The organism is Bacillus sp. GW821-FHT11D08, assembly GCF_058808515.1.
On record NZ_JBXARS010000001.1, the window covers coordinates 462245 to 486902 of the forward strand.

Genomic DNA, 24658 nt, shown 5'->3' on the forward strand with positions numbered 1-24658 from the left:
AGACTGCCGCGATGAACTCATTATCGGCGGAACAGCTTACTGTCGGTTATGGCGACCGTTTGATAGCGAAAGAATTGGATATCGCCATCCCGAAAGGAAAAATTACAACGCTGATCGGTCCGAACGGCTGCGGAAAATCGACGGTTCTCAAAACGATGTCAAGAATCATGAAACCGAAATCCGGCGCCGTCTATTTAAACGGACAGGCGATCATGCAAAAATCCACGAAAGACATCGCCAAGGAAATGGCAATTCTTCCGCAGACGCCTGAAGCGCCGAGCGGGCTGACGGTGTACGAACTTGTTTCTTACGGCAGGTTTCCGCATCAGTCCGGAATGGGCCGTTTGAGTGATAAAGACCGTGACATGATCAAATGGGCGCTTGAAGAGACGGGGATGGCCGAATTTTACGACCGGCCGATCGAAGCGCTTTCCGGGGGGCAGCGGCAGCGTGTGTGGATCGCCATGGCGCTCGCTCAAGAAACGGAGCTGCTGCTTCTTGATGAACCGACCACTTATTTAGATCTCGCCCATCAGCTTGAAATTTTGCAGCTGCTGGACAAATTAAACAAGGAGCAGGGCCGCACCATTTTAATGGTCATTCATGATCTGAACCATGCCGCCCGTTTTTCCCATTACATGATCGCCCTGAAAAAAGGGCGCGTCATCAAGGAAGGAACGGCGGAGGAAGTCATGACTCCCGGCATATTGGAAGACGTTTTCCAAATTGACGCACAGATTGTAAAAGATCCGCGCACGAACAAACCGGTCTGCTTAACCTACGATTTAATCCGGCATGAAAACGCAACGGTATGATGAAAAAAAACGCAGAGCCATTCCGGCCTGCGTTTTTTTATTGCGCCCGGGGCTGCTTTTGTCCGGAGACGCATTTATCCAAAACGAAAAAAACCCCCGCCACAATCAGCTCCTCCGTCGTTGACAGCCAAATCTTTTCAATCAGTTTATCCGTCGTATACGCGGTCATCCAGAGGAACAGCAGCTGAACGGTGCTGGCTAAAAGGAGAAAAGGCAGCCTGCCCGTCCCAAAAAAGGTAAAGCTATGTATCATCAGCCGCTCAAGCGGTTCAAAACATAAACCGAGAAAAATAAAAAGCACGGAAAAAAGCAGGACGTACGCCATCGATCCGTAGCTCGTCCCGGCTAATGAAAATACGGCCATCATCACGATAAAATACCCGAATAATACGGCAGCGGCTGCCAGGGCATACCGGAGCACCTGAAGAAAAAACATTTTCGTCCCGTTTTGATTGATCATCTGTTCAGCTCCTTTTCACACAGAGGAGACTTGCAGAGACGGAACTCTGCAAGTCGATGTATCTTCAGCATTTCTTTTTGACGACAGGGTGTTTCTCTTTCGAAAGAATATCCGTAAAGTCTTTGCCCAGATCCAGATGCTGCTGGACGAATTTCTCAGGAAGCATGGCAAGCCATTGGTTCAGGGACACATCGGCATAGTGGTCATCCTTGAAGATTTCCAGGAAGACGAGCGGCTCATCTCCCAAATTCTCCACATAGTGGCCCATTGCGAACGGGACGTAACCGACATCCCCGGCCTGATAGTTAAATGTTCTCGCATGGCCGTCCGATGCAAAAACCGTCATCCGTCCTTTACCGGAAATATAATACTGCCATTCATGCGTGTTCGGATGCCAGTGCAGCTCTCTCATTGCGCCCGGTTCGACCACGACAAGCGCTGAAGCGATCGTTTTGGACACTTTGAAGTTTGTGGAATCCGCGATATATACTTTGCCGCCATCTGTCTCAGCAGTCGGGCCTTCATCCAGCAGGCGGTAAGTGAACGGATAAGGCACTTCACCGTTCGGGCCTTCCACGATGTCATCTTTCAGCTTCCCGGGAACCGGCTCTTCAAAGATATATTTTTCTTTCCCGGGCAGGCCGGCGAGGTCTTTTTCTGAAACCCCAAAGTTGTTGGCGATGACATCAAGCGGTGTGTGGGCAAGCCAGTCAGTTACTTGGAATGTGCTGTTTTCTGAGAAAGAACCGTCATCAAAAACCAAGAGGAATTCACAGCCTTCTTTCAGCGCCTGAATGGAGTGCGGCAGGCCTGACGGGAAGTACCACAGATCTCCTTCCTTCACGTCATCGATAAAACTGCGTCCCTGTTCATCAACAATCGTGACCCGCGCTTTGCCCGTCAGCATATATGCCCATTCCGCTTCTTTATGCCAGTGCAGCTCACGGATGGCGCCCGGTTTTAAACGCATGTTGACAGATGCCAGATTTTCAGAAATCGGCAGCTCGCGAACGGTCACCTCACGCGCGTATCCGCCCTTTTCCAGCCGGTTGTGCACATCTGAGAAAGAGAATTTCATATTATCCACTGTGCCGTGATCCGTTTCCGGCGGCGTCAGCATATCCGGATTTTGGCGGTCTCTTTCAAGGTTGCGCGGAATCGTGACGGTCGCTCCTTTGTCTCCTCTGATCGGCTGCGGGATATTGCAGTTGTTTTCTTTTGACATGTAAATCGTCTCCTCTCAAGCTTTGTTTTTTCAGAAAGAGAATGTGAAAGGCCTTTCGTTTTCCCTTCTGCTTTGTTAAGTGATGCGTTCCGATGAAAAGTCAACTTCGTGTGAAAATTAATTTTTCATTTTCTGATCTTTCAGTTCCGTCATCAGTTCGATCAGGGCGTCAAACTTCTTCTCAAACCGTGTGAGAAGATACATGGCAATCAGAGCCGGAAAGCCGAGATTGCCGATCTGTCTGACCGCTTCTTCTATAAAAACCTGATCCATTGTCAGCCACCTCCTGACTTGACCTGCAGTCATGTATATAAGTGAAAGAAAGAGCGGCTCTTGTAAACCTGATATCCCGATTGAGGGTCTTTTTTTTGTTCCGGCAAAACCGGGACATAAGGAGTGCGGAATCTTAGTCGGAAAGGAGTAGTTTACTTTTTTTTGCTTTCTTTCATTTAATTTAAATAGGGGGCGGTTTTATGGACTATCAAGTTCTTTTACGGTCAAAATGCAAGGAAATTATGAAACATCCGATCGTTAAACATTTTTTAAGTGACCCAAAGCATTACGAGAAATTTAAAAATGTGCTGGAACATTCAGACGAGAAGGATGCAAAATCACTGGACGACCATTTTAAACAGTTTTATAAGGAAATCCGGATCATCAAATATATGAACTCTATGATCCGGATTTTCTCCATCGATTTTGACAAGCGCATCCGTAAAAATCAGAAGCGCTATCCGCTGACGGTGGATCAGCCGGAGGGAGGTGAAGCGCTTCCCTATGAAATGGGAAAAGACGCGTTTGAAGAGTTTCTGCGGAAGCAGGGGGATTTGAGCCAGCATGTCCAAAACCGTGATTTATACGAAGCGCTTCAGACGTTAACCGATAAACAAAAAAGCGTGCTGACGAATATTTATCTTCACGGAGCGACGATGAAGGAGATTGCCGAGTCGCTGGGTGAATCACGGCAGAACATTTCCAATATTCATAAAAAAGGGCTCGACAATCTCAGAAAGCAGCTGGACAAGCAAAAAAAGGGGGAAAATAAGCAGTGAACGGGCCATTTGACTTCAACAAAGAGAACACAGATACCGACGAAATGGAACTTTTGATTTCGCGTTTTTCGCCAATGATAAAAAAAAAACTGAGCAATACATCATACCAGGAAAGAGAAGATCTTGAACAAGAATTGAAGATTAAAATCGTTGAAAAAGCGGACATGCTGTTATGCCAGGAAGTGCCGGGTTTTTGGGAATTTATTCTTCATCTTATAAATGAAAGCTCCTGACAAAAGCGGCGGAATGATGGATATTCCGCTCTGACAACGTGAGAAAAACGAGAAGAGATGTCCGGTCTCGTTTTTCTTTTCTGTTTCCCCGCAAGACCTCCGCACTAAAAAGGTACCAAATCTTATCCATATAATGATATGATGAAAAAAACAAAGAGAAAGGAACGTCCAAGGTGGAAAATGCGTCAATTTTAATTGTAGACGATGAGAAGGCGATCGTTGATATGGTCAAACGCGTTCTCGTCAAAGAAGGCTATCACAACATTAAGACAGCCGGAAGCGCTGAGGAAGCGATCGAGTTTGTTAAACATGAAACCGCGGATCTGCTCGTGCTGGATGTGATGATGGAAGGCATGTCCGGTTTTGAAGCATGCACCGAAATCCGGAACTATACCGACGCTCCGATCTTTTTTCTGACCGCCCGTTCTTCTGATGCGGATAAGCTGTCAGGATTTGCATTGGGAGCTGACGATTATATAACAAAGCCGTTTAATCCGCTCGAATTGGCGGCGCGGATCAGAGCGACGTTAAAGAGAACCTATAAGCGCGAAGAGAAAACGGCGGTAAAGACGTATTCATACAGCCATTTTTCCTATTCGCCGCAAAACGCCGAGCTGATCGTCGGGGGCGAGCCCGTCAGCTGCTCCGCACAGCTTCTGCAGCTGCTTCAATATTTCTGTGAACACCCTGATGTGGTGCTCTCAAAAGATCAGATCTATGAAAAAGTATGGGGATATCCGTCTTACGGCGACAACAACACCGTCATGGTGCATATCCGCAAGCTCAGAGAAAAAATTGAAAAAGACCCCAGCAATCCGTCCTATATTGTAACGGTGCGCGGCCTCGGTTATCGGTTTATTCCCGATCAAGGAGAAAAAGGAACCCGCTCATGAGAATGCGCGGAAAATTTCTGCTCCACTTTTTCGGACAGCTTCTGCTTGTCATCCTGCTGATGTCCGTTTTGGCCGTCGCTTCTTTTTTCTATTTGGATTGGCGTTTCAGCGAAGCGGAAGCCAATGCGGGACTGACCAAAGCGACCGCGGACTCGTTTGAAGCGTGGCTTGATAAAAACGAAGACGGCACATGGGATGTCGATGAATTTTTAAAGATGTCGGTCCGAAAGCAGAAGGGCTGGCTTCAGATCATTAATGACAATGAAAAAACGGACTACGCGTACAGAGTGCCGAAAGACGTCCCGAGCCATTACAGCAGAAAAGATCTCTTATCCATTTACCAGTACCGGAATTTTGACAACTACAAGCTGAATTACTGGACGGTCACGATAAATGATGAGACCTATTTGATTCTGTTCGGCTGGAAATCCGCCAGTGAGCAGCTTCTCACATACATCGAATCACAGGAGCCATCCCTCGCTTCCCTTTCTCAATATAAAAAGAGCACGATTGATTATATTAAACGGGAAAAAGGGGCGGTCTACCTTCTCGAAGACAGCGGCAGACTGCTCGGGGATATCAACAGCACGAAAAAAGAACGGAACACCGTCAATGAGCTTGAATTGCTGAAATACAGTTCCAAGCCGTGGAATTACAAACGGGAAATTTCTTTTAAAAGACTCGATAAAACGAAATGGATGGTCGCGTCGGTGCCGAACCCCGTGTACATCCCCGATCACGAGTTTAACAAATCATTTTTGAGAAATGTGATGAAAACCCTCTTCCTCTTGATCGGAATCTTAGTATTTATGATCTGCATCCTGACCATCTGGTACTCTTTCCGTTTCGGCTGGCCGCTGTTTCATACCATCAAATGGCTCGTCAATTTATCAAAGGGCCGGCTTGAAGAGCCGAAGAACCGCAAAGGACAGCCGGTCAGCAAAAACAAAAAAGGCAAAACAAAACAGCCGTTCCGCTTTTTCGCCGAGATTTTCGAATCGATGGATCAGCTGACCGACACGCTGAAGCGGGATAAGAAAAACAGAGAAAAAATCCAGGCGACAAGGGAAGAATGGATCGCCGGGCTGAGCCATGACTTAAAAACCCCGCTGAGCACGATTTACGGCTACAGCATGATGCTTGAATCGAAGCAATACGACTGGACCCCGGAAGAAGTCAAAGAAATGGGGCAGATCGTCCGGGAAAAATCAGAATATATGTCTAAGCTGATTGAGGACTTAAACTTAACATACCGCCTCAAAAACGCGGCCCTCCCGATCGAACGGCGGCTGATCAACGTCGTGCCGTTTATCAGAAACGTCACGAACGATTTCACGAAAAACACGTTCTCGGAAGGATATGACATCGCCTTTGAAACCAAAAAGGAAGACATTCTTTTCGCCATTGATGAAGCGTGGTTCCGCCGTATTCTGGAGAATCTGCTGGCAAACGCGGTTAAGCATAATAAGAAAGGGACCGCCATTCGGGTCGTGCTTGAGGAATCAGCCGAACAGCTCATTCTGAAGGTGAAAGATAACGGAAGAGGAATGGACGATGAAACGATTCACCAGCTGTTTAACCGTTATTATCGGGGAACGAATACGAAGGGACCGTCAGAAGGAACGGGACTCGGGCTCGCCATTGCCAAGGAGCTGGTTCACCTTCATAACGGAACCATCCATGTCAACAGCAGAATCAGCGCCGGAACGGTGATTACGATTCTTTTTAAAAAAGATTGAGTTTGGACGCCGCTTTGTCGGGAATAACAATAGAAGACTGACAAGCAAAAGAGGTGTTCACACATGGAAGCAGCATTACGAGCAGATACGAGAGCAGTTATCGGAGAAGGCCCTTTATGGGATAAGGACAAGCAATGCCTGTACTGGGTGGATATACTGGGCAGCCAGCTGCATATCTTCACTCCGGCTGACGGAATCAACCGTTCCGTTAAATTCAAATCATTTGTCACGGCTCTGGCCTTGTATTCAAAGGAAGAGCTGGTGATGACGATGAAAGACGGTTTTTACCTGTACAATCTTCGGGAAGATACATTGACGAAGATGAAGCAGCCGAAAGACATGCGGGAAGATATCCGTTTCAATGACGCAAAATGCGATCCGTCCGGCAGATTATGGGCGGGAACGACGAGCATGGAAGGCAAAGAAGAGGAGGCTTCGCTGTACCGTCTGAATACGGACGGCAGCCTTGCCAAAATAAAAGACCAGGTCTCCACCTCGAACGGTTTGGATTGGGATCGGGACCGAAACCTGATGTACTATATCGATACTCCGACGCAGGAAATCGTCTGTTATTCATATGATCCTGAAACCGGAGCCGTATCAGATCCGAAAACGGTCTACCGCTTTCCGAAGTCGCAAGGATCTCCCGACGGAATGACCATTGACCGTGACGGAATGCTGTGGGTGGCTCTGTTCGGAGGCGGCCGTGCCGTCCGGATTGACCCGTTTTTGCATAAGGAAATTGCATCTATCGAAGTTCCGGCGAAATACGTCACCTGCTGCGCGTTCGGAGGCAGAGACTTGAACACGTTATACATTACGACCGCGACGGAAAAATTGACGGAAGCCGAAAGACTTGAGCAGCCGCATGCGGGCGGCCTGTTTTCAGCAGAGCTTGAGACGGGCGGCTGGGAGCCGGTTCCGTTTGCAGGCATGATGTAAAAAAAAGCCCTGGCATATGGGGAAGTTCCCATTGTGCCGGGCTTTTTTGTGTTAAATGGAGCGGATGATGCCGCCTTCAACCCGCTGTGCGGTGCCATTAATGGCAGAAGCCGCTGATGAAGCGAGAAATACAATCGTATTGGCGACTTCTTCCGGGGTTGCATAGCGCTGAATCAATGATGTCGGTTCATTCACTTTAAAATAATCCCGGACGAAGCTGTCTGTGTCTTCTCCGGCAGCCTTTGCGGCTCCTTCCATGTAAGAAGCGACGCCTTCGGTCCATGTCGGTCCCGGCAGCACGGAGTTGACCGTGACATTTGTGCCTTTCGTCATTTCCGCCATTCCCCGGGACAAGCTGATTAACGCCGTTTTCGTCATTGAATACGGAATCATTTGCGCAAGCGGTTTGACACCGGCTTCACTGGAGATGTTCAGAATCCGTCCGCTGTTTCTCTCGAGCATTTGCGGCAGAAAACGCCGGCACAGGCGCACGGCGCTCATAACATTCACTTCAAAATACCGAGTCCATTCGTCATCAGACACCTCAGCGAAGTCTTTTACTTCAAAAAAACCGAGATTATTGACGAGAATATCGACTTCCCCGATTACACCTGCGCGCTTTATCAAGTCATCCGCCTCATCCTGACGCGATAAATCCGCAGCGATGCCGTGGACCGTTCCGTAAGCGGAAAGCTCCTCAACCGTCCGTTCCACAGTTTCTTTTTTTCTTCCGTTTATAATCACCTCGGCGCCTTCGGCTAAAAAGCTTTTTGCCGCGGCTTTTCCGATGCCTGAGGTTGATCCTGTAATCAAAACGAGCTTTCGTTCAAGCTGTAATTCCATGATAATCCTCCTTTTTACACCATTGTGTAACAGTATACATGATGAATTTTAGTGTGTACGAACAATTTGCTTTCATGCAAAAAGGCCGGATATACAAGCCTTAAAGACTTATAGTATAATTACTGCGAAAAAAGGATACGAATGTCAAAGAGACAATCGTTTACCATAATCAGGGGGAGTTAAAAGAATGAAGAAGATCACTGCCGTCTGGGCGGCGCTTTTGGTCACCGCCTTTGTGATCGCCGGCTGTTCCGGCGCACAGGAAGAAGGAAGCGCGGCCAAACAAAAAGCCGTCTCAACCGAAGCATTCCCGGTAACCATTAAGGATGCCGCGAACGAAAAAGTAACCATAAAGCAGGCACCGGAAAAAATCGTTTCCCTCATGCCGAGCAATACGGAAATTACATACGCGCTCGGACTGGGAGATAAGGTCGCAGGCGTCACGACAAATGATACATATCCGAAAGAAGCGGTAAAAAAACCGAAAGTCGGAGATATGAATGTGAACGCTGAAAAAGTCATCGCGCTGAAGCCGGATCTCGTGCTTGCCCACGCGTCCTCTATGTCCGCTTCCGCCGATGCGATGAAGCAGCTGAAAGATGCGGGCATCACCGTCTTAACGGTCAATGATGCGCAATCGTTCCAAGATGTGTACAAATCAATCAGCATGATCGGAAAAGCGGCCGGCAAAGAAAAGCAGGCGGATAAGCTGATCAAATCGATGAAATCCGACCTTTCCGGCATAGAAAAGAAAGCGGCGGCCATTTCTGAAAAAGACGAAAAGAAAGTATTCGTCGAAGTGTCTCCTGACGGCTACACGACGGGGAAAGGCACGTTTATGAACGAAATGCTTGAAGATATACACGCGAAAAACGCCGCCGGCAGCCAGACCGGCTGGGTTCAGCTGACGGATGAAGCGATTGTCAAAATGAATCCGGACGTCATCATTACGACAGACGGCGTAAAGGCCGCTGAAGTGGAAAAACGCGCCGGCTGGGGTGCCGTCAATGCGGTCAAACACCACAATGTCTATTCTGTTGATCCCGACCTTGTCACACGCTCAGGCCCGCGCCTTGTCAAAGGGGTCGAGAAGCTTGCAGAAAGCGTTTATCCTGAAACGTTTAAAAAGTAACCGCCCGCTGGCCTACACGGTCAGCCTGCTGTTTTTAGCCGTTTGTACGGCACTCGGCATTTCAATCGGCAGTCTGCATATTCCTTTATCCGACGTTTTTTGGATCGGGATCGGCCGGACATCCTCGGCTGACCCTATGAATGTAAATATTATGATGAATATCCGCCTGCCGAGAGTCGTTCTGGCTGCCCTTGTCGGAGCCGCGTTATCCATTGCGGGAGCGGCGTTTCAGGGACTTCTGAAAAATCCGCTCGCCGACCCTTATACACTCGGGGTATCTTCGGGAGCCTCAGCGGGAGCCGTTATCACCTTGTTTTTCGGCATTCAGATTCCCGTCCTCGGCCGGTTCACACTACCGGTTGTCAGCATCGCCGCAGCCATTGCGGTCATGGCGGCGGTTCTGTTTTTCAGCCGCCTCGTTCATGCGTCGATGTCGGTTTCGACGCTCATTTTGACAGGCATCATCATGAATTCTTTTCTCGGGGCTCTCATATCGCTTGTGATCGCTTTAACGGGCAATGATCTGCTCCCGATTGTCCGCTGGCTGTTAGGAAGCGTGTCAATGAGGGGCTGGGGCTATGTCGCGCTGTTTCTGCCTTTTTTTCTGGCCGGGACGGCGCTTCTGCTTATCAATGGCAGAGAATTAAACATTATGACTTATGGAGAAGAAAAGGCAAGGCTGTTAGGCGTCAGTACGGGAAAAAGAAAATGGCTGATGATCGCCGCCGGATCTCTGCTGACGGGAGGAGCGGTTGCCGTCTCGGGGACGATCGGATTTGTCGGCCTTGTCATTCCCCACGTGACACGGCTTTTGTGGGGGACGGATCATCGCCATTTACTGCCGCTGTCAGCATTGACGGGCGCCGGGTTTCTCATTTTGGCGGATTTGTTTTCCCGCACCGTCATTGAGCCTGTCGAATTGCCGATCGGCATTATGACGGCTTTGGCGGGAGCGCCTGTGTTTGCCTTGATTCTGCTTCGCCAGCATCATGGAGGGAAACGCTTATGATCAGGGTGAGCAGCCTGTCCGGCGGGTACGGAGGCCGGATGATTGTAGAAGATGTCAGCTTTACCGCCGGAAAAGGTGAATTTGTCGGCATACTCGGTCCGAACGGCTCGGGAAAAACAACGCTGATGAAATTGCTGACGGGAATGCTCTCTCCGTCAAAAGGCGAGGGGCTCGTAGCAGGCAGGCCCGTCGGCGGATACAAGCCGCGGGAACTTGCGAAAATCATGGCCGTTTTGCCGCAGCATACGGAGCAAGCTTTTACATTTACCGTTAAGGAAACAGTGTCCTTCGGCAGATATCCGTATCAAAAAGGACTCTTCAGACAGATGGATCAACATGACGAAGACATTGTCCGGGAAGCGATGGAAATGACGGGCATCGACCGATATGCGCAGCAATCCGTCCGCAATCTGAGCGGCGGGGAGCGGCAGCGCGTCTTTCTGGCGCAGGCGCTGGCTCAGCAGCCTGAGGTGCTGTGTCTGGATGAGCCGACGACCTTTCTTGATCTCAAATATCAGAAAGACCTGCTTGATACGGTGAAGCGGTTGACGAGAGAAAGAGGCCTGACGGTCATCAGTATTTTTCACGACCTAAACGCCGCAGGCCAATATTGTGATCAGCTCCTGATGATGAAAGACGGACGCGCTTTTCCGAAGCAGACGCCGGATCAGGCTTTGAAAAAAGAGACGATTGAAGACATTTACGGCATCACCGTCAGCGCTGTTGCCCAGCAATCGTCACCGAAACCGCTGATCGCTTTCATGCCGGAAGCGCAGGAGGAAAGAGAGCCTGTCAACGTTCCGTTCGCCTCTCTGATAAACAAAAGCGGAAATACCGTAACGCTTCATACAGAACGGCCGTTCAGAATGTTGTCAACCGCATCTGACGGCCCGGGCTTTTCGTGGAGCCGCCGGCTTTCCGGCTCAGCGGCCGCTGGTTTGATCTGCCGTACGTTTGATTCGGTCACAATTGCCGTGACTGCGCAGCATACCGTTTGGGTGCTGATCAGCGGACGTTTATCGGAACAGGGATTTGTACGGCTGTTAACGGCAGCGGCTGAAGCGAGAATGCAGGCTCTTTCCGGCAGACAGGCAAAAGGCGACATTGTCATTTGCGCCTTGCAGACAGGAGAGGCGATGGATGTCCCTCACGCGGAAAGAGCCGTCAGAAGAGGAACCGCGGCATGTGTAAAAGCGGCGGAAGAAGGAGGAATACAACGATGAAGCTGTATACGAAAACCGGTGATAAAGGACAGACAAGCCTGATCGGCGGCAGAACGGATAAAGACAGTCTGCGGGTTGAAAGCTACGGGACGATTGATGAGCTGAACAGCTTTATCGGGCTTGCGCTTGCGGAGCTTGATGATTGTGAGAATTGCGGTGATGTGAAAGCCGAACTCCGAAACATTCAGCATGAGCTGTTTGACTGCGGCGGCGACTTGGCGACGGTCACTGAACATAGAAGCTATACATTAAGAGAGACATCTATTTCCGCATTGGAAGACTGCATAGACCGTTACACGGCTGAAGCGCCCCCGCTTGAGAAATTTATTCTTCCGGGCGGGCATAAGGCGGCTGCTCAGCTTCACATCGCGCGGACCGTCACGAGACGGGCTGAGCGTCTCATCGTGAAACTCGGCAAAACAGAAGAGATAAACGATACGGTGATGCGTTACTTGAACCGCCTGTCTGATTATTTTTTCGCGGCGGCAAGAGCGGTTAACGCAAGACAGGGCGTTCAGGATATAGAATATGAAAGAAGCGCCGCGGTATTCCGTGATGATGAATAATGTTTTGTTCAGCCGGCATCAGCAAGCCGGCTGTTTTTTTATAGAGATATCCATCAATTGAACCTTTATTGACAGGAGGAAAATGTATCTTATGCATTATTGACTGAAAAATTAAAAAATGAGATATTATAAGAAACATTGTAAAATAATGGGGGATTTGATAGATGGATACATATAATAAGAGCGAGAGCATCTGGAATAAAAATTTCACCCTTCTGTTTATCTCAAGGCTAGTTAAATTGTCAGGCGACGGTTTTGCCTTTAATTCCATTCTGTGGTTTTTGATTTTTGACGGGGAAGGCGCGATCGGCACGTCCCTGCTCATTGCGGTCACGTTCCTTCCGGAGGCGATGCTGGCGCCGATTACCGGGCCTTTTATGAAGCAGCATACGCTGAAATTCTGGATGTATTTCTCCGACCTGACGCGCGCGGCGGTCGTGTTGATCATTCCGGTCTGTTACTTTAACGGTTTTTCTCCTTTATGGTTTGTCATGCTTCTTATGATTGTGCATTCAGCCACGGGAGCCGCTTATAATCCTGCATCTATCTCATTAATCCCCAATATTGTCAGAGAAAACAGCCTGCAGAAAGCGAATGCGGTCATCCAGTCATCAGGCCAGATCGTCAGGCTTGCCGCCATTACGCTGAGCGGGGTGTTCTTAACATTTATCAGTCCCGCTTATTCTTTGTTTATCGCTCTCATATTCTATCTTCTATCAGGTTTTCTCGTACTCTTTATGTCATACCAAGTCCAGCATGCCAAACAGGATACAGTCGCCGTCAGACAGCGCGGGACGTATTTCGGAAGGCTCAAACGGGGTTTCGTTCTTGTCAGGAAACACCAGATTTTATACCCGCTCGCCATCTATTGTATCTTCATGAATTTTGCGGCCGCTCCGTGGGAGGCGCTCTCTGCCGTTTATGTCGCCGAAGATTTAAACATGCCGCCGATTATCTACTCGCTTTTGAAAGCGACAGGCACGGGCGGAGCCTTTTTAATGGGTTTTATTTTGGCTAAGGTGAAGGTGAACAAATACGGTCTCCTGTTTGTGTCAGCGGGAATCATAGAAGGAGCGGCATTTTTCATCACCGGCCTCAACACTTTTCTGCCGCTCGTCTTCCTCGCCGCGTTTGCGTTCGGATCTGCCGTCAGCGCGATTAATGTGCCGGAATATACGATTATTCAGACGTCTGTGGACCATGATGACCAGCCGCAAGTCTATGCCGTCATCCATATGATCTCAAACATATCCATTCCGCTCGGCGCGGTTCTTTGCGGATACGCGGCTAACGCCTTCGGTCCCGGAAAAGTCATTGCCGCCGGCGGTCTCGTTGAAGTCCTGTCCGGTCTCGGAATATTGTTCTTTACGAAGCTGGCCAAAGCCGAACGCTCAGATCTCATCAGGGAAAAAGAAGCGAGCATCAGAATATAGATTTTTCGTGAAACGCCCTGCGCCGTCCGGTGCAGCGGCGTTTTTTTATGCGAAGGTCCGGGGGCTTATACGACTCCGGTCTGATATGAAAATCAATCTCTGACTCGTTTTGCCGGCCGCGGGATTTGTTTATAGTAAAGACAAGGAAAACGAAAGGAGGATCTGCATGAATATAAATGGCAAAACGGCAGGCGGCTTTCTGCTGATTGTGTTCGGACTTTCTGTCTTTTTCGGAGGAGGCCATTTCGCATTTATCATCCCGCTGGCGATCGGAGGCCTGATGCTTTACTGGGGAATCAAACGTTTTTCAAAAGGCCGGGCGGTATCGGGTATCATCGCGGGCGTCATCGGAGCTATGATTCTCGTCGGTTCTCTTCCATTTATCGTTGCGATCGGACTGGCCGGCGCCATGGTGTATTTCGGGTGGAAGATGATGAAGCAGGGCGGCTCAGATACCGCTTCCCGCCAGTATGAACCGGAAGCGGCATCACCGGGCTATCAATCCGGATTTGACTCTGAATGGGAAGAATTTCTGAAGAAAAAATAAGGAGGAAGACAAAATGGTCTTAAAAAGAATAAGAAATATGTTCGTCGCATCTGTTAACGAAGGGCTTGATAAATTAGAAAATCCGAAAGTCATGCTGAATCAATATGTGCGTGATATGGAAAGTGACATCGCTAAGGCGAAACAAACGATTGTCAAACAGCATACGATCGTCCATCAGTTTAAGAAAAAACAGGAAGACGCCTCCGAAACGGCGGCAAAACGGAAAAACCAGGCTCAGCTTGCTTTTGATGCCGGGGAAGAGGAGCTGGCGAAAAAGGCGCTGACTGAAATGAAATACCTTGAGGGAAAAGCGGCCGAACATGAAAAAGCGTATGAGCAGGCGAAAACACAGCTGGCAGAGCTGAAAGAGCAGCTGGAAACTTTAGAAACGCGCCTCCGCGACGTAAAGGATAAAAAACAGGCGCTCATCGCCCGCGCAAACGCGGCAAATGCGAAGGAACATATGAACGCTTCTTTCGACAAAATTGACAGCGAAAGCGCCTACAGAGAGTTCCTTCGAATGGAAAGCCGCATTGAAGAAATGGAAGTCCGCGTCAAATACGGCACTTCAGCTGAGGCGAACACAGAATACAGCCGCTCCCAATATTCAGACGAGGTGGAAGCTGAGATTGAAAAAATGCGCTCGCTTTCTCTGGAAAAAACAGAGCGTCAAAAAGCGGCTCATGAATAATGTGCACAAGGGAAGATCGGCGCGTTTACGCCTCTTCCCTATACGCACGTATCAATTATCCGGCTTTTCCTTTATAATAAAATGAATGAAAAAGGATGGAACGTAATGAAGCGTAAGATTGCCAAAGGACTGATGGCGGCGTCCGTTCTGATCTGCTGTCTGTTTTTGGTGAAAGAAGTGTTTGCCGGGCGTTTTTTTCCGTTGTGCGAAACAGAAGCGGAATCGGCAAGCATACCGCCGCGTGCCGTCAACAGCCTGTCGGTTTCATCGGAACAGACGGATGTAAAAATCATCGCGGAAGCGCGGAATGATATCGCGGCAAACATGACGGGACCGGCGGGGAAAATGTTTGTCCAAAGCAGGGGAAAGACCCTCAATCTTAAAGCGAAGGAGAAAGGGTTCCAATTTCTGAATCTCTTTCAGCGCCCTCTGCTGATTGTCCGCATTCCGTATGATTATCATCGGGACATCACCGTCCATACATCAAGCGGCAGCATTGCCGTCGACGGAAACAAGGGGCTGTCTCTTGCGCACCTCGGCGTCCGTTCTGTAAGCGGGAACATGTCGCTGAAGCACGTGAAGACGGATGTGTTTGAAGCGAAGGGGCTGTCGGGCAATCTCACAGCAGCAGGCCTTGCGGCAAAAACGGGGGCTGTCCGTTTATCCTCGGGACATGTCGGGCTTCAACATGTGGCGGGCGCCCTTGACGTGCGGGTCGCTTCTGGCAGTGTCGATGCCTCGCTTGAGACGGCGGATGCTCCCGTATCCGTCAGGCTTGCGAGCGGCAGCGCAGCGATCAGCCTGCCGAAAGACGGAAGTTTTACGGTGAACGCCGAGACGGCAAGCGGAAGGATTCGGCCGTCTTATTCCTTTGAGAAAACGAGTAAGGAAGGCGGGGCATTTACCGGCATGAAAGGCAGCGGCGCCAGGCCGATTGATATAAAAGTGACGAGCGGCAATATTGCACTGCAATAGTCAAGGAAAGGAGGGGCAAGCAGCTGATGGCAAAAAAACAGATTCTCGGACTTATCATCGCCTTATTAGGCGTCAGCATGTTTTTGCGTATTATCGGCATCGGCGACTTCTTGTTTTGGCCGCTCTTTTTTCTGATCACAGGTTATATTTTTAATAAATATTCCCGCGGCTGGCTCGGCTCCGTCCTGTATATCTTCGCCGCTTTTTTATTTTTGAGGAACCTGTTCAGCGCCACCTTTAACCTGTTCGGCTATGCCTTCGCCGCCTTTCTCATATACGCGGGCTACAGGCTCCTGAAAGGAAAGCGCGTGTATGAACATAAAGAGAAGAAAATCAATCTTGAAAAAGAAGAAAAGCCTTCCGCCCAGACGGAAAGCAGACAGCCGGACCTCCGCAGCTTTTTTATCGGCGAGCTCCGGATGATGAAGGACCCGTTTGAGCTGAATGATTTAAATGTTTCCGGATTCATCGGCGATGTGAAAATTGATTTGTCAAAAGCGATGATTCCCGAAGGAGAAAGCACGATGACCATCAGCGGTGTCATCGGCAATGTCGATGTGTACGTCCCGCCGGATATCGAAGTGTCCGTCAGTTCATCGGCTTTTATCGGCGATATGAACCTGCTCGGCTCTAAGAAAAGCGGCATGAGCCCGAATCTGTATAAAGTATCGTCTGAGTACGGCGACTCGCCGCGGCGGATTAAAATTTCAATTTCGTTATTCATCGGCGATGTGGATGTGAAGTATTTATGAGGAAAAAATTACTCGCCAATATTCAGTGGCGCGCCATGCGGATGACCGCGGGACTCAGTCTGCTCCTTTGCGCGGTGTTTATTACGCTGATGCTGCTGTATTACGGGCTTGACCCGATGCTGCTGTTTTCTTCCGGCTGGTTCGGTATTCCGTTTGTGGTGATCCTGCTTCTGGCGTCTCTTTCGGCGGGATTGATTTCCGGTTATGTATACGGCGGCCGCCTGAAAACAAGGATGGATACACTGATTGAAGCGGTTTTGAAATTTGAAAACGGCAATTTTGCTTATCGGGTGCCGCCGCTCGGCGATGATGAAATCGGTCTGGCGGCAGACCAGCTCAACGAAATGGCCAAGCGGGTCGAGCTCCAGGTCACATCGCTGCAAAAGCTCTCCAACGAACGGGCGGAATGGCAGGATCAAATGAAAAAATCGGTCATCACTGAAGAACGCCAGCGGCTGGCGCGCGATCTGCACGATGCCGTCAGCCAGCAGCTCTTTGCCATTTCTATGATGACATCCGCCGTCTTAGAGCAGGTGAAAGATGCGGATGACAAAATCGTCAAACGGATTCGCATGGTTGAACATATGGCGGGGGAAGCGCAAAACGAGATGAGAGCGCTGCTATTGCATTTGCGGCCCGTCACTTTAGAAGGAAAAGGCTTAAAAGAAGGGCTGATTGAGCTGTTAAAAGAGTTCAAAGCGAAGCAGCCGCTGGATATTGAGTGGGACATCAGCGATACGGGTGTGTCAAAAGGCGTTGAAGACCATCTGTTCCGCATCGTGCAGGAGGCGCTTTCCAACGTTTTCAGACATTCAAAGGCGACCAAGGTCACCGTCAGGCTCGGCGCGAAACATCAAAAACTTCAGCTTAAAGTCATTGATAACGGGGCGGGTTTTACGATGGATCAAGTGAAAGCATCCTCATACGGCCTGCATTCCATCAAGGAAAGAGCGAGTGAAATCGGCGGCATAGCGGAAATTATCTCCGTAAAGGGAAAAGGCACGCAGATCGACGTGAAAGTCCCGATTTATCAGAAAACAAAAGGAGAGAACGACAGTGATTCGAGTGTTACTGATTGATGATCATGAAATGGTCAGGATGGGTCTGGCCGCATTTTTAGAAGCACAGCCGGACATTGAAGTCGCCGGTGAAGCATCAGACGGGCAGCAGGGCGTCGATCTGGCCGCAAAGCTTTTGCCGGATGTGATTTTAATGGACCTCGTCATGGACGGCATGGACGGTATCGAAGCGACAAAACAGATCTGCGCGACACTCAATGACCCGAAAATCATCGTGCTGACGAGCTTTATTGATGACGACAAAGTGTATCCGGTGATCGAAGCGGGAGCGCTCAGCTATTTGCTGAAAACGTCCAAGGCGGCAGAAATAGCCGAAGCCATCAGAGCGGCTGCCAAGGGCGAACCAAAGCTTGAATCGAAGGTGGCGGGAAAAGTGCTGTCAAGGCTGCGCCATTCAGAGAATCAGCTTCCGCATGAAACGCTGACAAAAAGAGAACTGGAAATCCTCTGTCTCGTCGCGGAAGGCAAGACGAATAAAGAGATTGGTGAAGAGCTGTTCATTACGATTAAAACGGTGAAAACCCACATTACGAATATATTGTCAAAGCTTGATGTCAGTGACCGCACGCAGGCAGCCGTATATGCCCACCGCAATCATCTCGTGACATAAGAAAAGGAGAGCGGTGCCAGCACACTCTCCCGAGGAACGGGGTCATTGGGACATTCCCTTTGTTCCGAAATCCCTGATGGCGACTTTGACTTTGTATTCAATATCCGATTCACTGAAGTGATGATCCCAGTCAGAGGATATCTTTTTCCATTTATCGGGATAATGAATCCGGACTTGATCGCCTAACCCGGTAATATCCACTTTCAACTCATGCTGCATGTAATCAATGAATGCCATGACATCTGAATGAATGCTGCGTTTTACCGCGTTTTTGATTTCATTTATATAGGACTCCTTGAAGGAATCTTCTTTCGGGTTCCAATCCTCAGATAGACGGCCTTCAACAAACCGGGTAACGATAAACTTGAATTTTCCGTTTTTATATTGTGTTTTTACATCATATTTGCTGGAAAATACCTCGAAAGACAAATAATAATTGTCATGCTTTGCAAACGTAACGCCTCCCTTTACCGTGCCTGTGAACAGGTTCATATTCTGGACTTGTAAAGGAGTTAGATTCGCATACCAGAATTTATTTTTAATAATGGTAGCGCCCCAGATTTCCAGTCTGCTGCCCACTTGGCGAACTTGAGGAAGGGCAAAGGTCTCGCCCTTGGCGATTCTCTCGGATATTTCCCCCAATGTCACGGGCTCCATCATCCGGATGGTGACCGCATTATTCTCCGTTAAGTCATAGATCGTATTTGACGCAGGCTCTCCTTGGTCACTGATTTTGAAAATATCTTTCGTTTTATCCGGCACCGTCATCACATTGCAGCTTCTTCTCGTACCGTTGTCCCTGATAAATTGGTTCATCAATGCGTCAAGCGGGATGTCGTCCTTTAACAGCGCCTCGGAAAACAGCATGATACGCAAGTGCTGGGAGAAAGCGGGGTGATTTTTTAATGATGCCGTTCGTAAGGCTTGATGGACGGTTTCTCCGGAAGTGGAAGTCACCTTTGTCGTGTCGCTCCCTGACGACGACTGCTGGGAACTTGCTTTTTGCGGAACCAGAATCTGCTGCGTCACTTCCACGTTTTCTTCCTCGGGTTTATCGAGCCCGACGCCGATAACGAGACTCAAATCTTCTATATTGCGGCTGTCCCAGCATCCGGCTAAAAGCAATGTGCAAAGAATGATTACGATATATTTCTTCATTGCGCTTTTTTCACCTTCCTTTTCACAGCGACGACTGCAAACATCAGTAAAGGCAGCAAAAAGAAAACCAAGAAGATATAGCCTAGAATATCACTGAACAGCATCAGCTTGTTAGCGTCTTTGGGCATCAATGATCCGAAGAATGTCGCAATGCCTACGAAAATGATGCCCTTTTTGTGCTTCAGCCCGAAAATTTTATTAAGACCCGATGTCGCGAAATATCCGTACGATACATAGGTGGCGAAAAATTGGATAATCCAGACGGCAAGCAAAAAAGACTCGAATCTTTCGATAAAAAGCCCTTTGATTTCAAATGATTGAAAAAGCGCAATCGTAGGCCAGATCATTGTTTTGACATCCTGGGTGGTTAAGGCGCCGACGACGAGCACGTAGGTAATGATGTATAAAATAATCGGGATGCCAAAGCCCATGGCCGACATACGGAACGTGTGCTTTTTATTTTTGATGTGCTCAGGGAGAAACAGCATAATCTCAATTCCTAAGAATGAAACAGAAACGACGGTCAAGGAAGCCATAACGGGAGAAAACCCCTGTCCGAGCACCGGCCGCAGGTTGTCCAGATCAAATATTTTAAAGCTGAAAGAAAACACCACCAGCAAAATAATGATCGTAATCGTTAAATAGAAAGGAAAGAGCCTGCCGAGATCGCTCATGCCGCCGATAATTAAATAAACGGAACAGGCGATAAAGATAAACAGCGTAACCGGCACAGGCGTTCTTTCCAATAAAAAGAATTTGACCATTTCCGCCATCGCCCGGGCTTCGAAGCTGGCGACTCCTATAAAATAGAGACAGATCATAAGATTGACGATATTTCCCGCCCATTTGCCGAGGCCTTCGTTCATATAATCAAACAATGATCCGTACTGATGCTTTTTCATAATGAGCGTATTGAGATAAATCAAAAAGATAAAGATGACGCCTTCCAGACATAATGCAATCCAGCCGTCCGGCGAATTCGCCCTTGATGACAGCGACCGCGGCATGGTAAGGAGTCCCGCCCCGAGCATCGTGTTGGAAATCAATGCCGTCCCTTGATAGCTTGTAAGCTTATTGAGAGTTGTTTTCTGGCTCATTTACGTTTTTCGCCTCTTTTGGTTGATTTTTAATAGGGAGACGGAGAATAGAGTCGTTTGCGTTTTTTAAGCTGAAAAATCCATTCGGCGAGAAATATGGAGAACCGAAGCTTCGCTGTCTCGATAAATGAGTGTAGATCGCCAGCATAAATAAAATCATGCCGTACAGCCCGAAAGCTGCGGCGGTAAACATCGAAATGAAACGGAGCACACGGAATGACAGACCCATCCCGTACTGCGGCACCGTAAATGAAGCAAGCGCGACAATGCTGACCACGATGACCATGATGGAGCTGACAATATTCGCTTCAACGGCCGCTTGGCCGATGACGACTCCGCCCACCAATCCGATCGTCTGGCCGAGCGGGCTGGGAAGCCTCAAGCCCGCTTCTCTCAGCAGCTCTATCGTAATTTCCATTACCATCGCTTCAATGATAGGCGGGAAGGGAACGTTTTCTCTGTTCGCCGCGATGGTGACTGCAAGCGACGTCGGCAGCAGCCCTTGGTGAAACGAAACGAGGGCGATATAAATGGACGAAAAAAACAGCGTAATAAAAATAGACGTAAACCGCAGCACCCGGATGAGCGAGGCGGAAATCCACCGTTCATAATAATCATCGGGAGACTGCATTAAAATTCCTAAAGAAGCCGGAACCACCAGCGCAAACGGCGAGTTGTCGACAAGGATGGCGACGCGGCCGTTGAACAAGGCGGAAGAGACTTTATCAGGCCGTTCCGTATTTTGTATTTGCGGAAAGGGCGAATACTTATTATCCTCAATAAGCTCCTCAAGCGTTCCGGAATCCTGAATGTCGTCCATCTTCACTTCGCTGAGGCGCTTTACAACATCGCTGACGACAGATGGGTCCGCCTTATCATCTATGTACATGACCGTGGCGTATTTTAACTTATTTTCTCCGATCGGAACCTTTTTCGTTTTCAGCTTCGGATGGTTCGTGCGCTGCCTGATCATGGCGACGTTTGTATCAGAATCTTCTATGAAGGCGATTTTCGGACCTCTTACGACCTTTTCGGATGTGGGTTCATTCACGCTTCTTTTTTCTCTTTTTCCCGTGGACAAAATGTATACGCTGTCAAGTCCGTTAATAAATAAGGCGCATTTTCCCCGCAGAATGGAGATGACGGCTTCCTTCGACGTAAAGACGGGACGGGCGTCAATCTTATCAAGACGTTTCGACACCGTATCCAGCGTCAGAGTGTCTTCTTCCCGAAGCAGCGTTTCAATCGCTTCTTTTATTTTGTCTTCATCGTTCATTTCACTCAGATACATATAATAAAAAACAAGCCCGTTCGGAAGCATCTTTTTATTTTGAACCAGGTCATCATTCTGCTCTACGTGGGGAAGCACCAGTGCCAGGTTAACGTGTATGTATTCCTTGAATTCCGATTGCGCCAACGACAGTCACCCGCCTTCCAATCCTTAATTGAGGTTATCTTTTCCTGTTAAAAAAATGATATACTATGATAAAGTATTTAATGGTACAAGTTTTTTTATGAAAGCGGAGGAGAGATGTGGCACAAGTCAGACTGGCAGGGAATGCCGAAGAAATTGAACAGCTCATCAAATCATTTGAAGCGCATTACGAAGTGGCTTACACGTCGAAAGAATACCGTAAAACAAATCCGAAGTATAAATACTCTAAGGATTCGCGCGTCTATCTTGAGCTGAAATTAAAAACGGCCAAGGCCGAAAAATAAAAAGGGTTTCATCTGTTACTGGCGAATAATACTCAGGGTGAAGCAACTGTTATGGAGGGATACATAAATGGACTACAGAATTGAAAAAGACACCATGGGAGAAGTTAAAGTTCCGGCAGATAAATTTTGGGGCGCTCAGACACAGCGCAGCAAAGAGAACTTCAAAATCGGTTCAGAAAAAATGCCTCAGCGTGTTGTGAAGGCGTTTGCAATATTGAAAAGAAGCACAGCGATCGCCAACGAACGCCTCGGCAACTTAGAGTCTGAAAAAGCACAGGCGATTGCCGCTGTATGTGACGAGGTTTTAAACGGCAAATACGACGATAACTTTCCGCTCGTTGTCTGGCAGACGGGAAGCGGCACGCAAAGCAACATGAACATGAATGAAGTGGTGGCCAACCGCGCGACTGCTTTACTGAAAGAAAAAAATTCCGAGCTGAAGATTCATCCGAATGATGACGTCAACCGCAGTCAAAGCTCAAACGATACATTCCCGACGGCGATGCACGTTGCGGCGGTTCTTGCCGTATATGAGCAGCTCGTTCCGGCGCTTGATCAGCTGCGCGCGACGCTTGATGAAAAAGCGAAAGCTTATCAGGATATTGTGAAAATCGGACGCACGCATTTGCAGGACGCCACTCCGCTGACGCTCGGACAGGAAATCAGCGGCTGGGTATACATGCTTGACCGTTCGAAAGAAATGATTCTTGAGTCAACGGAAAAAATCCGCGCGCTTGCCATCGGAGGCACGGCAGTCGGCACGGGAATCAACGCCCATCCGCAGTTCGGTGAATTCGTCGCGGAAGAAATCACAAAAGTAACGGGGCAGACATTCAAGAGTTCGCCTAACAAATTCCACGCGCTCACAAGCCATGATGAAATCACTCACGTTCACGGCGCGTTAAAAGCATTGGCTGCCGACCTGATGAAGATTGCCAACGATGTCAGATGGCTGGCAAGCGGCCCGCGCTGCGGAATCGGCGAAATCGTCATTCCTGAAAATGAGCCGGGAAGCTCTATCATGCCGGGCAAAGTCAACCCGACGCAAAGTGAGGCGCTGACAATGATCGCCGCGCAAGTGATGGGAAATGACGCGACAATCGGATTTGCGGCCAGCCAAGGAAACTTCGAGCTGAATGTCTTCAAACCGGTTATTATCTATAACTTCCTGCAGACCGTGCAGCTGCTCAGTGACGGAATGAATTCCTTCCATGACAAATGCGCTGTCGGTATTGAGCCGAACCAAGAGACGATTCAGGAAAATCTCTCTAACTCATTAATGCTTGTTACGGCGCTTAACCCGCACATCGGTTATGAAAACGCCGCGAAAATCGCCAAGCTTGCCCACAAAGAAGGCCTGACGCTGAAAGAAGCGGCATTACAGCTGAACCTTCTGACAGAAGAACAATTTAATGAAATGGTGCGTCCGGAAGATATGGTGCACCCGAAAGCATAAAAAGAAAGAACGGCTGCAGTCATTGCGGCCGTTCTTCTAAATAAACTGCTGTTTCAGTAAAAATCTGAGCTGTTCTGCATCTTCAGCCAGCAGGTCGGATTCCTTCAAATTCAAAATCATTCCTTTGATGATTGCCGGTTTCGGCGACTTTTTCTTCATTTCCGCTTCCAGAATATCCAAGCTCTCGGTGAATTCAGATGCTTGCGTCTTATCCATCGTGCCGATGCGCGTGCGGAGGGTCTGCAAGATCGATTGGCTTAAAGGATCGGGCTGCCCGTTATGAAGGGGCCCAAACAGTGAGCTTGCCTCATCAAGAGAAATAAACGCTTCATCATGTCTGTCCGCCATTCCGTTTACGATGTCATCAATTCTGTGAATCACGGTATTTGCCAAAAGCGAAGGCTGTACGGACCGGCCGGTCAGAATGAGATATTCAAGATACATCTGACTGATTCCTTCTATTAAAAAACAAAGCTCGGCTGTGTATGGTTCAGCTTTTTCTCCGTAAATCGCAAGAAGACTGTCGATATGAAACTGCAGGATCGACCGGCGGATTCTCTTTCCGCACTGCGCCGCTTCTTCGGTATAAGGAAGTGAACCGTCTTTCATCTGCACGGTAATAAAATCCTGATGGGCGAGAATCGATTCGTAAAACACCGCAAGCTGTTTTTGGTAAGCGGCTCTCGGACTGTCACCCTCCGTTTGGATCGTCGTGATTCGGGTAAACGTTTTATCATAGTAGTAATTCAGCATGGATAGGAGCAGTGCTTCTTTGGAAGGAAAGTAAAGATAAAAAGCGCCTTTTGAGATTTTGCATTCATCGGCGATTTCCTGAACCGATGTAGATTTGTACCCTTTTCGGGCAAACAGTTTGATTGCTGCTTCAATGATCAGCTTTTCTTTTTCCTTCAATGGTTCCACCCTTTCGGAGCCAGGAGGCTGGCTTGTGCTTCTCATGTATGACTATATGGTCATATTGATATTCCGTAAATTTAACCTGATTGTAACT

The 24658-nt window shown here is 48.6% G+C and carries 27 protein-coding genes; 19 read left to right on the forward strand and 8 right to left on the reverse strand.

The genetic code is table 11. The features are described 5' to 3' along the window. Positions 1-11: 11 nt before the first annotated feature. Positions 12-815, forward strand: coding sequence for an ABC transporter ATP-binding protein (locus AC1RRX_RS02340; RefSeq protein ID WP_007613715.1), 804 nt, complete (start codon positions 12-14; stop codon positions 813-815). Positions 816-852: 37 nt separating this feature from the next. Here AC1RRX_RS02340 and rsiO read toward each other — a convergent pair whose 3' ends face one another. The 3 genes from rsiO to AC1RRX_RS02355 all read right to left on the reverse strand — a co-directional run bounded on the left by rsiO (position 853) and on the right by AC1RRX_RS02355 (position 2773). After that, positions 853-1275 (reverse strand): acid stress-sensitive anti sigma factor RsiO, encoded by a 423-nt coding sequence (gene rsiO, locus AC1RRX_RS02345; protein ID WP_032876551.1) that lies wholly within the window; start codon positions 1273-1275, stop codon positions 853-855. Positions 1276-1339: 64 nt separating this feature from the next. Continuing rightward, complete coding sequence (locus AC1RRX_RS02350; protein WP_007410043.1) at positions 1340-2500, reverse strand: oxalate decarboxylase family bicupin; 1161 nt, start codon at positions 2498-2500, stop codon at positions 1340-1342. Between the two features lie 117 nt (positions 2501-2617). Continuing rightward, positions 2618-2773 carry a YvrJ family protein gene (locus AC1RRX_RS02355; RefSeq protein ID WP_012118419.1) on the reverse strand — a complete coding sequence of 52 codons (156 nt, stop codon included), beginning with the start codon at positions 2771-2773 and terminating at the stop codon, positions 2618-2620. Between the two features lie 242 nt (positions 2774-3015). Here AC1RRX_RS02355 and AC1RRX_RS02360 point away from each other — a divergent pair, with 242 nt between their 5' ends. The 5 genes from AC1RRX_RS02360 (at position 3016) to AC1RRX_RS02380 (ending at position 7359) form a co-directional block, all read left to right on the forward strand. Beyond that, positions 3016-3552 carry a sigma-70 family RNA polymerase sigma factor gene (locus AC1RRX_RS02360; RefSeq protein ID WP_106080001.1) on the forward strand — a complete coding sequence of 179 codons (537 nt, stop codon included), beginning with the start codon at positions 3016-3018 and terminating at the stop codon, positions 3550-3552. Continuing rightward, the gene (gene rsoA / locus AC1RRX_RS02365) at positions 3549-3785 is read left to right on the forward strand and encodes a sigma-O factor regulator RsoA (protein WP_003151778.1); all 237 of its coding nucleotides are present in this window, start codon (positions 3549-3551) and stop codon (positions 3783-3785) included. Before AC1RRX_RS02360 ends, rsoA begins: the two co-directional genes overlap by 4 nt. 173 nt (positions 3786-3958) lie before the next feature. After that, on the forward strand, positions 3959-4678 hold the full coding sequence (locus AC1RRX_RS02370; protein ID WP_003151779.1) for a response regulator transcription factor: 720 nt from the start codon (positions 3959-3961) through the stop codon (positions 4676-4678). Further along, a complete protein-coding gene (locus AC1RRX_RS02375) occupies positions 4675-6417 on the forward strand; it encodes a HAMP domain-containing sensor histidine kinase (RefSeq protein WP_012118418.1) in 1743 nt (580 codons plus the stop codon). The genes AC1RRX_RS02370 and AC1RRX_RS02375 overlap by 4 nt, the downstream gene beginning before the upstream one ends. 63 nt (positions 6418-6480) lie before the next feature. Further along, positions 6481-7359: an SMP-30/gluconolactonase/LRE family protein gene (locus tag AC1RRX_RS02380; protein ID WP_007410048.1), complete on the forward strand. Its 879-nt coding sequence runs from the start codon at positions 6481-6483 to the stop codon at positions 7357-7359. A gap of 51 nt (positions 7360-7410) precedes the next feature. Here the strand turns inward: AC1RRX_RS02380 and AC1RRX_RS02385 are convergent, their stop codons facing one another. After that, positions 7411-8202, reverse strand: coding sequence for an SDR family NAD(P)-dependent oxidoreductase (locus AC1RRX_RS02385; protein ID WP_007410049.1), 792 nt, complete (start codon positions 8200-8202; stop codon positions 7411-7413). 187 nt (positions 8203-8389) lie between these two features. On the opposite strand from AC1RRX_RS02385, the gene AC1RRX_RS02390 reads away from it, so the two are divergent. From AC1RRX_RS02390 to liaR, 11 genes are all read left to right on the forward strand, one after another. Further along, on the forward strand, positions 8390-9334 hold the full coding sequence (locus AC1RRX_RS02390) for an ABC transporter substrate-binding protein (protein WP_012118415.1): 945 nt from the start codon (positions 8390-8392) through the stop codon (positions 9332-9334). Beyond that, a complete protein-coding gene (locus tag AC1RRX_RS02395; protein ID WP_020954312.1) occupies positions 9297-10343 on the forward strand; it encodes a FecCD family ABC transporter permease in 1047 nt (348 codons plus the stop codon). The genes AC1RRX_RS02390 and AC1RRX_RS02395 overlap by 38 nt, the downstream gene beginning before the upstream one ends. Continuing rightward, positions 10340-11566 (forward strand): ABC transporter ATP-binding protein, encoded by a 1227-nt coding sequence (locus tag AC1RRX_RS02400; RefSeq protein WP_144463914.1) that lies wholly within the window; start codon positions 10340-10342, stop codon positions 11564-11566. The genes AC1RRX_RS02395 and AC1RRX_RS02400 overlap by 4 nt, the downstream gene beginning before the upstream one ends. Then, entirely contained in the window at positions 11563-12132 is a 570-nt protein-coding gene (locus AC1RRX_RS02405) for a cob(I)yrinic acid a,c-diamide adenosyltransferase (protein ID WP_007410054.1), read from the forward strand. Before AC1RRX_RS02400 ends, AC1RRX_RS02405 begins: the two co-directional genes overlap by 4 nt. Before the next feature lie 164 nt (positions 12133-12296). Continuing rightward, a complete protein-coding gene (locus AC1RRX_RS02410; protein WP_007410055.1) occupies positions 12297-13565 on the forward strand; it encodes an MFS transporter in 1269 nt (422 codons plus the stop codon). A gap of 166 nt (positions 13566-13731) precedes the next feature. After that, entirely contained in the window at positions 13732-14112 is a 381-nt protein-coding gene (locus AC1RRX_RS02415) for a protein liaI (RefSeq protein WP_007410056.1), read from the forward strand. Between the two features lie 13 nt (positions 14113-14125). After that, positions 14126-14803 carry a stress responsive protein LiaH gene (gene liaH, locus AC1RRX_RS02420; RefSeq protein WP_007410057.1) on the forward strand — a complete coding sequence of 226 codons (678 nt, stop codon included), beginning with the start codon at positions 14126-14128 and terminating at the stop codon, positions 14801-14803. Positions 14804-14908: 105 nt separating this feature from the next. Beyond that, positions 14909-15778, forward strand: coding sequence for a LiaG family protein (gene liaG, locus AC1RRX_RS02425; RefSeq protein ID WP_007410058.1), 870 nt, complete (start codon positions 14909-14911; stop codon positions 15776-15778). Positions 15779-15804: 26 nt separating this feature from the next. Then, positions 15805-16530 carry a cell wall-active antibiotics response protein LiaF gene (gene liaF, locus AC1RRX_RS02430; protein WP_020956324.1) on the forward strand — a complete coding sequence of 242 codons (726 nt, stop codon included), beginning with the start codon at positions 15805-15807 and terminating at the stop codon, positions 16528-16530. Beyond that, a complete protein-coding gene (gene liaS, locus AC1RRX_RS02435) occupies positions 16527-17609 on the forward strand; it encodes a two-component system sensor histidine kinase LiaS (protein WP_003151796.1) in 1083 nt (360 codons plus the stop codon). The genes liaF and liaS overlap by 4 nt, the downstream gene beginning before the upstream one ends. Then, positions 17587-18219, forward strand: coding sequence for a two-component system response regulator LiaR (liaR, locus tag AC1RRX_RS02440; RefSeq protein ID WP_007410060.1), 633 nt, complete (start codon positions 17587-17589; stop codon positions 18217-18219). Before liaS ends, liaR begins: the two co-directional genes overlap by 23 nt. 42 nt (positions 18220-18261) lie before the next feature. Here liaR and AC1RRX_RS02445 read toward each other — a convergent pair whose 3' ends face one another. Genes AC1RRX_RS02445 through gerAA form a run of 3 tightly spaced genes read right to left on the reverse strand, consistent with a single transcriptional unit; the run spans position 18262 to position 21891 of the window. Continuing rightward, positions 18262-19377, reverse strand: a complete 1116-nt coding sequence (locus AC1RRX_RS02445; RefSeq protein ID WP_020956323.1) for a Ger(x)C family spore germination protein — start codon at positions 19375-19377, stop codon at positions 18262-18264. Then, positions 19374-20474 carry a spore germination protein gene (locus AC1RRX_RS02450; RefSeq protein WP_007410062.1) on the reverse strand — a complete coding sequence of 367 codons (1101 nt, stop codon included), beginning with the start codon at positions 20472-20474 and terminating at the stop codon, positions 19374-19376. Before AC1RRX_RS02450 ends, AC1RRX_RS02445 begins: the two co-directional genes overlap by 4 nt. Beyond that, complete coding sequence (gene gerAA / locus AC1RRX_RS02455; RefSeq protein ID WP_108724738.1) at positions 20449-21891, reverse strand: spore germination receptor protein GerAA; 1443 nt, start codon at positions 21889-21891, stop codon at positions 20449-20451. The genes AC1RRX_RS02450 and gerAA overlap by 26 nt, the downstream gene beginning before the upstream one ends. Positions 21892-22007: 116 nt before the next feature. On the opposite strand from gerAA, the gene AC1RRX_RS02460 reads away from it, so the two are divergent. Together AC1RRX_RS02460 and fumC are read left to right on the forward strand one after the other, a co-directional pair. Next, positions 22008-22193, forward strand: coding sequence for a YvzF family protein (locus tag AC1RRX_RS02460; protein ID WP_003151806.1), 186 nt, complete (start codon positions 22008-22010; stop codon positions 22191-22193). A 67-nt stretch (positions 22194-22260) separates the two neighbouring features. Continuing rightward, positions 22261-23649 (forward strand): class II fumarate hydratase, encoded by a 1389-nt coding sequence (fumC, locus tag AC1RRX_RS02465; RefSeq protein WP_108724739.1) that lies wholly within the window; start codon positions 22261-22263, stop codon positions 23647-23649. A gap of 36 nt (positions 23650-23685) precedes the next feature. Here fumC and AC1RRX_RS02470 read toward each other — a convergent pair whose 3' ends face one another. Next, positions 23686-24561 (reverse strand): TetR/AcrR family transcriptional regulator, encoded by an 876-nt coding sequence (locus tag AC1RRX_RS02470; RefSeq protein WP_007410065.1) that lies wholly within the window; start codon positions 24559-24561, stop codon positions 23686-23688. Positions 24562-24658: the final 97 nt, after the last annotated feature.